Raw genomic sequence first — 12,226 nt, 5'->3', positions numbered from 1 at the left:
TCGGAGGCGCCAGCTACCCTCGAAAAGACCGGTGGTTGTTTCGACACTTCCGCCGGCTGTTGCAATGACGCAAGAACTTGGGGAGGCAGGACAATGGCTGGCATTTTTGAGATCGCCGAAGCCGGCGGGAAGACGTATTTCTTCAGGCTGACGGCGCCGGACGGAACGGTCGTCGCCGTTTCGCCGCTGTTCAACTCCATCAAGGCCGCGGCAGCGGGTATCACTGCCGTGCGGGAGAACGCCGCGACCGGACTGATCGTGGATAAGTCACGATCAAGAAGGAGGCCGTTGCCAAGCGGCCGCCTGGCAACGGGCTAAGGTCCCGCGCGGCGCCAGGCCAGCGTCGGCCGGGGCCACCCGAATGTGTGCGGCTCGGCTCAGCCGTCGAGCCTGCTCCAGGTGTCGACGCTCTGCAGCCGCGTGCGGTCCCAGGGAACCGCCCAGCCTAGCTGCTCGAACAGCTGGTTCAGGATCATCCCGGTGAAACCCCACACCACCACCCCGTTAACGGTGAAGGCGGGGCTTTGGAAGGTCTGCCCGGCCCGGGTGACGGTCGCCATCACCCGATTGTCCGGATCCAGCAGATCCCGCACCGGGACCCGGAACACCTGGGCGGATTCGCCGTAGTCCACCACGCGCACGGGCGACTGCGATGCCCACCAGCCGAGGACGGGCGTCACCAGGAAGTTCCCCCGCGGCAGCGCAAGTTCAGGCATGATGCCCAGCACCTCGACGCCGGCAGGGTCCAGCCCCGTTTCCTCTTCCGCTTCGCGCAGCGCGGCGCCAATCACCGATTCTCCAGGGTCGATGCCGCCGCCGGGGAAGGCAACCTGTCCGGGGTGGTCGTCCAGGGTCTGGGCGCGCTGCAGGAGCAGGACGTCCAGATCGGCCGGGGCCAGCAACTTGACGGACGTCGCCGGGACATCGTCGAGCGAGCCAAGGAGCATCAGCACGGCGGCCCGGCGGATCCGGTCGCCGGGCTCGACGACGAGTTCGCGCCAGCGCGGATCGGCCGCCGGCGCGGTGCCCGCCTCCACAGCGGCGACGAGGTCGATGAGGTCCTGGCGCGCCGTCACCCGGGCTTCCTCTGCGATTCCATCCGGATTTCGGCGGCCCGATGCGTCTCGGCGAGAAGTTTCGCCAGCAGCTCTTCCCGGCCGGGGGCCAGCTCATACTTCAGTAGCTTCTTTGCCTTCTCCGGGTCGGTCTCGCCCATCCCGTAGCTGGGACACCAGTTGGCCACCGAGCAGGCCCCGCAGGCCGGCTTGCGGGAATGGCAGACCCGCCGGCCGTGAAACACCACCCGGTGCGAGAGCATGGTCCAGTCCTTGGGCTCGAACAGTTCGGCGGCGTCGGACTCGATCCGGACCGGATCGTCCGACGCCGTCCAGCCGAAGCGCCGCGCCAGCCGGCCGAAGTGCGTGTCCACCGTGATGCCGGGGATGCCGAAGGCGTTCCCCAGCACCACGTTGGCGGTCTTCCGCCCGACGCCAGCGAGCGTCACCAGGTCTTCAAGCCGTCCCGGCACCTCGCCGTCGTACTCGTCCACAAGGCGGGTGCACAGCGCCATCAGGTTCCTGGCCTTGGCGCGGAAGAACCCGGTGGGCTTGATGATGGCTTCCAGCTCGGCAGGGTCCGCCTCGGCCATGCTCCGCGCGTCCGGGTACCGGGCGAAGAGCAGCGGCGTGATCTGGTTGACCAGCACGTCGGTTGTCTGGGCGGAGAGCACGGTGGCCACCACCAGCTCGAACGGGCTGCGGAAATCGAGCTCCGCGTGCGCGTAGGGGTACTGTTCGGCGAGCGCCCGGTTGATCCTGCGGGCACGGCGCTTGCGCGCCAGTAGTGAATCTCCGGATTCCGCGGACACCGGGGTCTGGCTAACCGCGTTCGATATTGCTGAGGTCGCGCAGCAGGCCGGCGCGGCCGTCGGTGTGCTGGACCAGGAATTCATGGCCCCGGTCCTCGAGGGCGAGGACCCAGCCGCCGGGCTCAATCACGAACGCCGGAGCACCGGTGTGCTCGTCAACGGCCGTCCGGGGCTGGGCGACGGCGAACCAGAACGCCTCGTGGACAGGCTGGATCTGGTGTTCCTCGGGGCGGCTTGCCGGATCCACGGTGGCGCCGATCGGCTCCTGCGAGCGCACCTGCGGGTTCACGGTGGTGGGCGCGCTGTTTCCCGCGGCAGCGGGAACCTCGGCCGCCCGGGTTTCCTCGGCCGCTGCGGCTGACCGGAGCCGGGCATCCGGGGCCGGCCGGCCTGCCGTGGTGTCCGGAGCCGAGGCTGCGTCCGGCGCGGACGCAGCCGGAGGGGTCGTTACGACGCCGGCGGCCCGGGTCTGTTCTTCGGCGGGCGCGGCGGCCGCGGCTGCGGCGGGCGCGATGCCGGCGATCTGGGTCGCCGTTGAGCCAGCGACCGGGGCAGATGCTGCGGGGGACGGTGCTGCGGGGGACGGTGCTGCCGGGGCCGCTTCCGGTCTGGCGTCGGGACCGCCACCCGGCGCAGCACTGTGGGACCCATTGCCACGGGTATCCGCGCCCGGGGCAGTTCCCTGACCGCCGGATTTCAGGCGCTTGGCCCAGCCGGAGAGCTGGCCGATGCCGGCCGATTTGGGGGCTTTCGGTTCGCTGGTGTCTTTCGGAGCCTTGGGGGCCCGGGGCTTGCGGACGGGCTCTGCCGTCTCGCGGGCCACGATGTGGGCGGGTGCTTCCTCGCGGCCCAGGAAATCACCGGCGAAGTAAGGGATCAGGCGGCCCAGCACGGTGGCGGCAAAGAGCCCCAGCGCGCCCACGAGCGCCAGCAGCATGCTCGGCACGAAGGCACCTGCGACGGCCAGGAAGAAGAACGCCACCGTGAACGACGCCACCACGGAGGCAAACTGGTCCACCGAAAGCGAGCCGATCCGGACTTTCGTCCCGGGGCTGACCCGGCGCGCGACGAACAGGGCGGCAACGATGAGCGGAAGCAGGACGCCGAGGCCCAGGAAGAAGAGGCTGCCCAGGTTCCACAGGTTGTAGCGGACGGCAAACATCGGGATCAGCGATGCGATGAAGAGAATCAGCGTCGAGCCGAAAACGGTGAGATCGCGGATGGTGAAGGGCCCCAGAACCGCCTCGTTCTTCTTGCCGGCCGTCCGGCCGTTCGCCTTGTCCATTGTGAACCGGGGCGGTTCGCCGTAGCCGGCCGGTGTGCTCCCGCCGCTGGAGCTCTGGCGGTTGCCCTGGCTCTGGGACGGCGTCTGGAGCTGCCCGTTCGCTTGCTCGTTCATTACTGTTCTCCTTAGCATGGCGCCACCCTGGGCGGTGCCGCCTAAAGGCAGGCAGATAGAGGACCGCGCACGGTCCCCTCGCCTCCATCGGGATGTCACAACTTCATCTCAGCCTAGCCAAGTGCATGGCCGATCACTAGCTGACAAGCCGTGGGCGGACGCGGCAAGATCAGCGTCAGTGTGTGGAGCCGCCGGGGTCAGCGGATACCGCCAGCGCTTCGCTGTAGCTTGACAGGTTGTTACGGGTGGCAGCCGAGACGGCCAGATGCCGGGCCGCGACACGGCGCGGATATAGGCCGGCGTCTGGTGGATTGCCGGATCCTGTTCCTCCACGCCTACCTTTCCCACGCCCTCTGCCAGGCGCGGCGCCAGCGGGCCTCCCACTGCGCCGGCGACGCGGCACTGGGCGTAGGGTGTGGGCATGGAACTGCTGAACGGGACCCCAATGTTTCTCTGGCGGGCTGTCTGCGCCTTTGCCGTGGCCGCCGTCGTGGCGGGGATCCTCCTGCCGGGGACGCCCGCCGTCGCAATCGTGCTGATCATCATCACCCTGCTCCTCAGCGGATGGGCTTTGCTGGTGCAGCGCCGCATGCGCCGCCTTATGGCGCGCAAGTAGCCGTTTGGCCACCATTCGTCGCTTAACAAACACCGCTCACGGTTCACTGTGTGACGCGGCACACGTCGAGGGCCGCCCAGGCGTTAGTGTGTATTTCGGAACAGCTCTTTGCGGTCCCTCCGTGACCAGCCGATGCCCGACGCCGCACAAACGGCCGGCATGGCGGCGGAACGGAGGTCCTGCGCAGCACGGATCGATGAATGATGAGGTTCACCATGTCCCAGCACATCCCAGGCTCCACGACCACGCAGGATTCCAGCGCCCGGCCCCAGGGCGACGCCTTTGAAAACCTGTCCCAGGAGAACCGCAAGTTTGCCCCGTCCGCCGAGTTCGCGGCGAACGCCGTCGTCACCGCCGCCGACTACGCGGAGGCGGACGCCGACCGTCCCGCCTTTTGGGCGAAGCAGGCCCGCGAGCTGTTGACGTGGAGCAAAGACTTCACGCAGACCCTCGACTGGTCCGCGCCGCCGTTCGCCAAGTGGTTTGTCGGCGGCGAGATCAACGCGGCCTACAATGCGCTGGACCGCCATGTGGAGGCCGGCCACGGGGACCGCGTCGCCATCTACTTCGAGGGCGAGCCGGGCGACACCCGCACGTACACCTACGCGCAGCTGACCGAGGAGGTCAAGAAGGCCGCCAACGCTTTCGAGTCCCTCGGCGTCGCCAAGGGTGACCGCGTCGCCGTGTACCTGCCCATGATCCCCGAGGCTGTCATCACGCTGCTTGCCTGCGCCCGGATCGGCGCCATCCACTCGGTGGTCTTCGGCGGGTTCTCCGCCGAAGCGCTCCGCTCCCGGATCGACGACGCCGAGGCCAAGCTCGTCGTCACCGCCGACGGCACCTACCGCCGCGGCAAGCCCAGCACGCTCAAGCCCGCCGTTGATGAGGCCCTGGCCCGCGACGGCCACACCGTCCAGAACGTCGTGGTAGTCAAGCGCAACGGCCAGGATGTCGACTGGCATGACGGCCGCGACCACTGGTGGGCCGACACCGTAGGGACCGCCTCCGCCGAGCACACCGCCGTCGGGCATGACTCCGAGCACCCGCTGTTCATCCTCTACACCTCCGGAACCACCGGTAAGCCCAAGGGCATCCTGCACACCACGGGCGGCTACCTCGCCCAGGGCGCCTACACGCACAAGGCCGTCTTCGATCTGCATCCGGAGACCGACGTCTACTGGTGCACGGCCGACGTCGGCTGGATCACCGGCCACTCCTACGTCGCCTACGCCCCGCTTATCAACGGCGCCACCCAGGTGATCTACGAGGGCACACCGGATTCCCCGCACCAGGGCCGCTGGTGGGAGATCGTGGAGAAGTACAAGGTCTCCATCCTCTACACCGCCCCCACCGCCATCCGGACGTTCATGAAGTGGGGCAAGGAGATCCCGGCCAAGTCCGACCTCTCCTCGATCCGCGTCCTGGGTTCCGTGGGCGAACCGATCAACCCCGAGGCCTGGATGTGGTACCGCGAGGTCATCGGCGCCAACGCCGGGAAGAACGGCGAACGCAAGGAAACCCCGGCCCCCGTCGTGGACACCTGGTGGCAGACCGAAACGGGCGCGCAGATGATCGCCCCGCTGCCCGGCGTGACGGCCACCAAGCCCGGCTCCGCCCAGGTCCCGCTCCCCGGCATCGCCGTGGACGTTGTGGATGAACTCGGCGAATCCGTGCCCAACGGCTCCGGTGGCTACCTGGTCATCCGCGAACCGTGGCCGGCCATGCTGCGCGGCATCTGGGGCGACCCGGAGCGGTTCAAGGAAACTTACTGGTCCCGCTTCGAGACTATGTATTTCGCCGGCGACGGCGCCAAAAAGGACGGCGACGGCGATATCTGGCTCCTAGGCCGGGTCGATGACGTCATGAACATTTCCGGCCACCGGCTCTCCACGGCCGAGATCGAATCCGCGCTGGTCAGCCACCCCGCCGTTGCCGAGGCCGCCGTGGTGGGCGCCGCGGACGAGACCACCGGCCAGGCCGTCGTGGCCTTCGTGATCCTGCGCGGGGACGCCGTGGACACCGGAGACGCGATAGTGCAGGAACTCCGCAACCACGTGAGCAAGGAAATCGGGCCCATCGCCAAGCCCAAGACCATCCTGGTGGTCCCGGAGCTGCCGAAGACCCGCTCCGGAAAAATTATCCGCCGCCTACTCAAGGACGTCGCCGAAGGCCGCGAAGTGGGAGACGCCACCACCCTGGCCGACAACACAGTGATGGCCCAGATCGCGCAGTCGCTCCGGAAGTAACCTGGCGTAGCGCGCGTCGTTCTTCGGCGGACGCGGGTCCTGGCGGCCACAGTTCGACGACGGCGTTGCCCACTTCAGTGGGCGGCGCCGCCGTCGTCTGCTGCCCGCTCACGCTGTCCCAGCGATGTTGCCGTTGAGGCCGCCGGACCGGGGAATGCGACGCCGTGAAAGGATGAGCCATGACCGAGACTTGTGACGTTCTGGTGGTAGGTGCAGGCCTGGCGGGGTTGCAGTGTGCCCGCGAGCTGGAAGCCGCCGGCCGCGGGGTGCTGGTGTGGGAAGCGTCCGACGACGTCGGAGGCAGAATCCGGACGGACCGGATCGACGGGTTCCTGGTGGACCGCGGCTTTCAGGTGCTGAATCCCGCGTACCCCGCGGTGCGCCGGTGGGTCGACGTCGACGCGCTGAAGCTTCAGTCCTTCGGCGCCGGCGTCCGGGTCCGCCGGGAGGACTCCCTCGCAGTCCTCGCCCACCCCGTGCGCGAGCCCCGCCTCATCCCGCAGACCCTGCGCAGCGGCATCCTTAAGCCCCGCGATGTCGCGGGGCTGCTGCGGTGGGCCACCCCGGCCCTTGGCCTGCCCCGGCGCGGGCGCGGCACGGATGCTCCGCTGCGGGAGGCCCTGGACCGGGCCCGCTGCTCCGGCGAACTCCGCCGGGTGGTGGACCAGTTCCTCGCCGGGGTGTTGCTGGAAGACCGCGGCAGCACTTCCAACGACTTCGCCCTGCAGCTTGTCCGGGTGTTCGCGAGTGGCGTGCCGGGACTGCCGCGCGACGGCATGCAGGCGCTCCCCCGTCAGCTGGCCGCCGGACTGTCCACCCTGGTCCGCACCTCGACCAGGGTGGACTCGATCACGCCGGCCGGGAACGCGCTGCTGGTCACCGCTGCGGATTCCGCGCTCCGGGCCCGCCAAGTCGTCGTCGCCACCGATCCGCTCACCGCCGGCAGGCTGACAGGCAGCGCCGTGCCGGCCATGAAGGGGGTGCTCACGCACTGGTTTGCGGCCGATGCGGCCCCCAGCGAGGTGGACATGCTCTGCGTTGACGGCCGTGCCCGCAGGGGCGGGCCGCTGGTCAACACTGCGGTTATCTCCAATGCGGCGCCCAGCTACGCCCCTGCCGGACGGCACCTCATCCAGACATCCGCGCTTTTCGGCGCGGGGCGGCCGGTCCCGACGGACGACGAGGTCCGCCGCCACGCCGGCGAGATCTTCGGCGCCCCCACAAGCGGCTGGGAACTTGTGGTTCGGCAGGAGGTACCGCACGCCCTGCCGGTGCAGCTTCCCCCGCTGCGGCCCCGGGAAGCCGTTCAAAACCCGTCCGGGCTGATCATTTGCGGCGACCACCGTGAGACGGCTTCCATTCAGGGCGCCCTCGCCAGCGGCCACCGCGCCGCTCAGGCGATCCTGGCTTAGCCGGATGGCCTTCTCCGTTTCGCGCCGGGTCGCCGCACCCGCCGACAAGGTATGGGCCCTGCTCACCGATGTCCGGCAGTGGCCCAGCTGGGGGCCGTCGATCACCGGCGTGGAGCCCGCCCCGGCGGACCCCCGGGGACCCGCAGCCGGTCCTTCTGCCGGACCCGCAACCGGACCCGCAACCGGACCCGCGGCCAGCGGGTTCCAAAGCGGCAGCCGTGGCAGGGTGCGCACCATCCTGGGTGTGGCGCTGCCGTACATCGTGACCGGGTTCGAGGCGGGACGGTACTGGTCGTGGTCCGTTGCCGGAATTCCCGCCACCGGCCACCGGGTCATTCCGCAGGAAGGCGGCGCTCTCGTGACGTTCACCGTCCCCTGGTGGGCGCCGGCCTATCTGCCGGTCTGCGCCCTGGCGCTGCGCCGGATCGAGCGGCTCGCCACGCGGTAGAAACCGCGGCCGGCGGCAACCCCGGTCCCAAAAAAGTGCCGGGGCGGCGGCGAGATGGGCCCGCCACCCGGCGCAACGCGATACATTGGCAAGCATGAGCGAAGCCACCCCCGCCGGTGCCGGCCGCGGCACCATCCTGGTCCTCAACGGACCCAACCTGAACCTGCTCGGCACCCGCGAACCCGAGAAATACGGAACCGCCACGCTGGCCGACGTCGAACAGCTCGCCAAAGACGCCGGCGCGGCGCACGGGCTGGACGTCGAGTGCTTCCAGTCCAACCACGAGGGTGCCCTCGTCGACGCCATCCAAGCGGCCAGGGGCAAGGCGATCGGCATCGTCATCAACGCCGGCGCCTACACGCACACCTCGGTCGCGATCCGTGACGCCATCTCGGCAGTGCAACTGCCCGCCGTCGAGGTCCACATCACCAACGTCCACGCCCGCGAGGAGTTCCGGCACCACTCCTATCTCTCGGAGATCAGCAAGGCCGTGATCGCCGGCGCCGGGATCCTGGGCTACCGCTTCGGCATCGAATACCTCGCCGGGCTGCAGACCGGCCAGGACTGAGCATGTCCCCCGCTGATCCCGCAGCCGAACCGGATCCCGCCGCGGAAACGGCCACCGCGCAGTGGTATCGGCACTTCGGCACCGTCGACGCGCCCGGCAACTCCTTGTGCTACGAAGAGTGGTCGGTGGGCATCGCGGAGGATCCGGAGCTGATCCGGCGGATCGATGAGTGGCCGCACAACAAGCGCCAGCCGCTGCTGTTGCTTGCCGCGGCGCGCTTCCTGGGTGCGCAGATCAGCCACTACCGGGAGTTCCGAAGCTTCCTGGACGAGAATTGGGAACAGATATCGCGGACCGTGCTCGCCCGCGCCACCCAGACCAACGAGGCCGGGCGCTGCGCGACGCTGCTGCCCTCCCTCGCCCGGATTGCGGCCACCGAGGGCCGGCCGCTGGCGCTCATCGAAGTGGGCGCCTCGGCCGGGCTCGCGCTCTTCCCGGACCGCTACGGCTATGAGTTCGACGCCGGCTGCGCGGATCCCGGAGACCCGGCTGCAGGCGGCGCGGATCCCGGCCGCGCCCCGGTGACCCGTCTGAACCCGGCAGGCGCACAGCCGGGCACCTTCCCGCTGCTTCGCTGCACCACCACCGGCCCTGTCCCGCTGCCGGTGCGGCTCCCCCGGGTGGTGTGGCGCGCCGGCATTGACCTCAATCCCCTGAATGTCCGTAATCCCGACGACGTCGCCTGGCTGGAGGCGCTGATTTGGCCGGAGCAGGACTTCCGCCGGGAGCGGCTGCGGCAGGCCATCGCCGTTGCCCAGGCCGATCCGCCGCTGCTGGTGGCCGGGGACCTCAACGAACAGCTCGTCGCCCTGGCCGGGCGGGCGCCGTCGGACGCCACGCTCGTGGTGTTCCACAGCGCGGTCATGGCCTATCTCGACGCCGAGGGCCGGGAACAGTTCCGCGGCATCATCGCGGAACTCACCGCGGGCCGCGGGTGCCATTGGCTCTCCAACGAGGGCCACACCGTGATCCTGCAGGCGGACGGCTCCAGTGTTGTGCCCGAGATGGATGCTGAGCGGCTCCGCGGCCGGTTCCTGTTGACCCACAACGGGCAGCCCGTGGCCATCGCGGGCCCGCACGGCCAGAGCCTGGAGTGGCTCCAGGCTGCTACTTCCTGATGCCGGCCATTTCGTGGTGCACTGGAATTCCTGACGCTACTTCCTGACGCTACTTCTTGACGCTACTTCCTGACGCTACTTCTTGACGCTACTTCTTGACGCACTGGCCCGGTGAGACCGGGTTACCGAGTCCGGGCGACTGGGCGGCGACGGGGCCCAGATCGGTCATCGTGATGGCGAAGCCGAGTGAGGACTCGCTCGTGGCCTTGGCGAAGATCACGCCGGCCACCCGGCCGTCAACGGTCAGCAGCGGGCCCCCGGAGTTGCCCGGCTGGACATCGCCGGCTAGGCGGTAGACGTCCGCGGGCGCCGGGTTGTTGCCGTAAATGTCCGGGACCAGCACGGTGGCGATGTCCTGCACAGTGGCCGGCTTGGACTGGAACGGGCCGCCATGCGGGTAGCCGGCGAACGCGGCGGCGCTCCCGGCGGGCAGATCGGAGCTGAGCGGCAGCGGGGCGGAACGCAGCCCGTCCACGGCCAGCACGGCGAGGTCGCGCTGGCTATCGAAGTACACGACGCGGCCGGGCAGCGCACCCCCGCCCGGGATTTCGACCACGGGTTCCGGCACTCCGGCGACGACGTGGGCGTTGGTTACGACGCGGCCGGGCGAGACCACAAAGCCGGTACCGGTCTGGTTCTGCCCGCATTGAAAGGCGGTTCCGGCGATCTTCAGCACCGACGCCGCTGCACTGTTCAGCGCGGGCGTGTCAGTGCTGGCGTCCGGGACGGCCACGGGCTGGCCCTGCCCGATGCCCGCAAACAGCGTCGGAATGCCCTCGCCGATCACGGTGGACCGCAGCTGGGCCATCGATGTCTTCAGCGGGGTGGGCGTCATGCCGTCGATGAACCGGATCACTCTGGACTCGGCGAGCTGCTGGGAGACCAGGGGGACGCCGAGCGCGCCGATGCTGAACGCCAGCATCGACATCACCAGGGCGGACACCACCACGTTCACGCCGCCGCCGGCCACCCGGTCCACGGCCCGGAGCGGGCTGATCCTGACCACGCTGCGGATTCGACGCCCGATCGCTGTGCCGAGGCCGTGGCCCAGGAACATGAGCAGCACGGCGGCGGCGATGATCGCAGTGAGCCGCCAGCCGCTGTCGTCCACAAAATCGCTGACAATCGGGACAGACACAAACGCCGCCACGGCCCCCGCGGCGAACCCCGCGATGCCGCCGACTGTTACCACGAAGCCGTTGCGCAGGCCATGGATCAGGTAGGACAGCAACGTTAGTATCAACACGAGGTCCAAGATGGTCAAGCCGAACACCGGTGCTCCTTATAGGCAGGTAAGCCCCGATTCTACCGGCGCAGGCTGACAGTTTACCGAGCGGATTACCGATCGGACGCAGGCGCCCGGCAACCTCCCGGCGTGGTCCATGTGTGGTCCGTCTGTGGTCCGTCTGGCGTCGTCTAGAGCGTTTCGGTGCCAAGTACGTCACAGAGACGCCAAAATTCTGAAACAATGGCTGAAGCGCCCCAGCCGACACAGTTAGTCAGGAGATTTTATGGACATCGAGGTATTGCGCCGCGCACCCCTTTTCGCCACGCTCGACGACGAGGCTTTCCGTTTGTTGACGGATGAGCTTACCGAGGTGGACCTCTCACGCGGAGCCTCGGTTTTCCGGGAAGGCGACCAGGGTGACCAGCTGTACTTCATCGTCTCCGGCAAGGTGAAGCTCGGACGCACGTCCCCGGATGGCCGTGAATCGCTGCTCGCCATCCTCGGTCCGGGCGAGCTGTTCGGCGAAATGGCACTGTTCGATCCGAGCCCGCGCACCGCCACGGCAACAGCCGTCTCGGAAACGCGGCTCGCCGGCCTGAGGAACGAGAGCCTCAACGCCCTGCTGCGCACCCGCCCGGAGGTCTCCGCCCAGCTGCTGCAGGCCCTGGCCCGGCGCCTGCGCCGCACCAACGATTCGCTCTCGGACCTCGTCTTCTCCGACGTTCCCGGCCGTGTCGCCAAGGCGCTGCTGGACCTGGCCGACCGCTTCGGCCGTCCCGCGACCGACGGCGTCCTGGTAGCCCACGAGCTCACCCAGGAGGAGCTGGCCCAGCTGGTCGGCGCATCCCGCGAGACAGTCAACAAAGCACTCGCCGAGTTCGTGCAGCGCGGCTGGCTCCGTCTCGAGGCCCGGGCCGTCGTCATCCTCGACATGCAGCGGCTCCGCCAGCGCTCGCGCTAAACGGTTCAGCAGCAGACCTCGAAGGCCGGCCCGTGGAAACGGGGCCGGCCTTCGGCGTCTGGAACGGCGCACCGTCCGCGGGACATGTCCAGTCCTGGCGGGTTGGTCCGCGGGACATGTCCAGTCCTGGCGGGTTGGTCCGCGGGACATGTCCAGTCCTGGCGGGGAGGAATGGGCACAATGTCACTATGTCCACCGGCCCGGGCAAGCGCGGGGCATGTCCCCCAGGTCCGCGGCCTGAGCCGGGGCATGTCCATTGGTAGGGCCGAAGACGGGACATGCCCGCGGGCATGTCCCCGAGCCGGCTGCCGCACCCCCCGCCCCGCCCGAGGGCGCCGCCGCGGCCCGGCCACCGTGTGGCGC

Annotated in this window: 12 protein-coding genes; 8 read left to right on the top strand and 4 right to left on the bottom strand. The window is 69.1% G+C overall.

What is annotated here, in order from left to right; all coding sequences use genetic code 11:
- Nucleotides 1–93: 93 nt before the first annotated feature.
- Nucleotides 94–318 (top strand): YegP family protein, encoded by a 225-nt coding sequence (locus tag AC50X6_RS09005; protein ID WP_494965886.1) that lies wholly within the window; start codon nt 94–96, stop codon nt 316–318.
- Nucleotides 319–377: 59 nt separating this feature from the next.
- Here the strand turns inward: AC50X6_RS09005 and AC50X6_RS09000 are convergent, their stop codons facing one another.
- The 3 genes from AC50X6_RS09000 to AC50X6_RS08990 are packed head-to-tail and all read right to left on the bottom strand — an operon-like array spanning nt 378 to nt 3,266.
- Nucleotides 378–1,076: an NUDIX hydrolase gene (locus AC50X6_RS09000; RefSeq protein ID WP_494965885.1), complete on the bottom strand. Its 699-nt coding sequence runs from the start codon at nt 1,074–1,076 to the stop codon at nt 378–380.
- On the bottom strand, nt 1,073–1,951 hold the full coding sequence (gene nth / locus AC50X6_RS08995; protein WP_494965884.1) for an endonuclease III: 879 nt from the start codon (nt 1,949–1,951) through the stop codon (nt 1,073–1,075). Before nth ends, AC50X6_RS09000 begins: the two co-directional genes overlap by 4 nt.
- A complete protein-coding gene (locus tag AC50X6_RS08990; protein WP_494965883.1) occupies nt 1,878–3,266 on the bottom strand; it encodes a hypothetical protein in 1,389 nt (462 codons plus the stop codon). The genes nth and AC50X6_RS08990 overlap by 74 nt, the downstream gene beginning before the upstream one ends.
- A 421-nt stretch (nt 3,267–3,687) precedes the next feature.
- On the opposite strand from AC50X6_RS08990, the gene AC50X6_RS08985 reads away from it, so the two are divergent.
- The 6 genes from AC50X6_RS08985 (at nt 3,688) to AC50X6_RS08960 (ending at nt 9,674) form a co-directional block, all read left to right on the top strand.
- Nucleotides 3,688–3,882: a hypothetical protein gene (locus tag AC50X6_RS08985; RefSeq protein ID WP_494965882.1), complete on the top strand. Its 195-nt coding sequence runs from the start codon at nt 3,688–3,690 to the stop codon at nt 3,880–3,882.
- 215 nt (nt 3,883–4,097) lie between these two features.
- Nucleotides 4,098–6,128: an acetate--CoA ligase gene (gene acs / locus AC50X6_RS08980; protein ID WP_494965881.1), complete on the top strand. Its 2,031-nt coding sequence runs from the start codon at nt 4,098–4,100 to the stop codon at nt 6,126–6,128.
- A 179-nt stretch (nt 6,129–6,307) separates the two neighbouring features.
- Entirely contained in the window at nt 6,308–7,540 is a 1,233-nt protein-coding gene (locus AC50X6_RS08975; protein ID WP_494965880.1) for a protoporphyrinogen/coproporphyrinogen oxidase, read from the top strand.
- Between the two features lie 4 nt (nt 7,541–7,544).
- Nucleotides 7,545–7,988: an SRPBCC family protein gene (locus AC50X6_RS08970; RefSeq protein ID WP_494965879.1), complete on the top strand. Its 444-nt coding sequence runs from the start codon at nt 7,545–7,547 to the stop codon at nt 7,986–7,988.
- A 94-nt stretch (nt 7,989–8,082) separates the two neighbouring features.
- A complete protein-coding gene (gene aroQ / locus AC50X6_RS08965; RefSeq protein WP_494965878.1) occupies nt 8,083–8,556 on the top strand; it encodes a type II 3-dehydroquinate dehydratase in 474 nt (157 codons plus the stop codon).
- A 2-nt stretch (nt 8,557–8,558) separates the two neighbouring features.
- Complete coding sequence (locus AC50X6_RS08960) at nt 8,559–9,674, top strand: DUF2332 domain-containing protein (protein WP_494965877.1); 1,116 nt, start codon at nt 8,559–8,561, stop codon at nt 9,672–9,674.
- An 88-nt stretch (nt 9,675–9,762) separates the two neighbouring features.
- Here the strand turns inward: AC50X6_RS08960 and AC50X6_RS08955 are convergent, their stop codons facing one another.
- Nucleotides 9,763–10,947, bottom strand: coding sequence for a MarP family serine protease (locus AC50X6_RS08955; protein ID WP_494965876.1), 1,185 nt, complete (start codon nt 10,945–10,947; stop codon nt 9,763–9,765).
- Nucleotides 10,948–11,185: 238 nt separating this feature from the next.
- On the opposite strand from AC50X6_RS08955, the gene AC50X6_RS08950 reads away from it, so the two are divergent.
- Entirely contained in the window at nt 11,186–11,863 is a 678-nt protein-coding gene (locus AC50X6_RS08950; RefSeq protein ID WP_214961308.1) for a Crp/Fnr family transcriptional regulator, read from the top strand.
- Nucleotides 11,864–12,226 lie beyond the last annotated feature (363 nt).

The organism is Pseudarthrobacter sp. HLT1-7 (genome assembly GCF_059383435.1).
The sequence above is the reverse complement of the archived record's forward strand: the minus strand, read 5'-3'. Positions and strand labels throughout refer to the sequence as shown.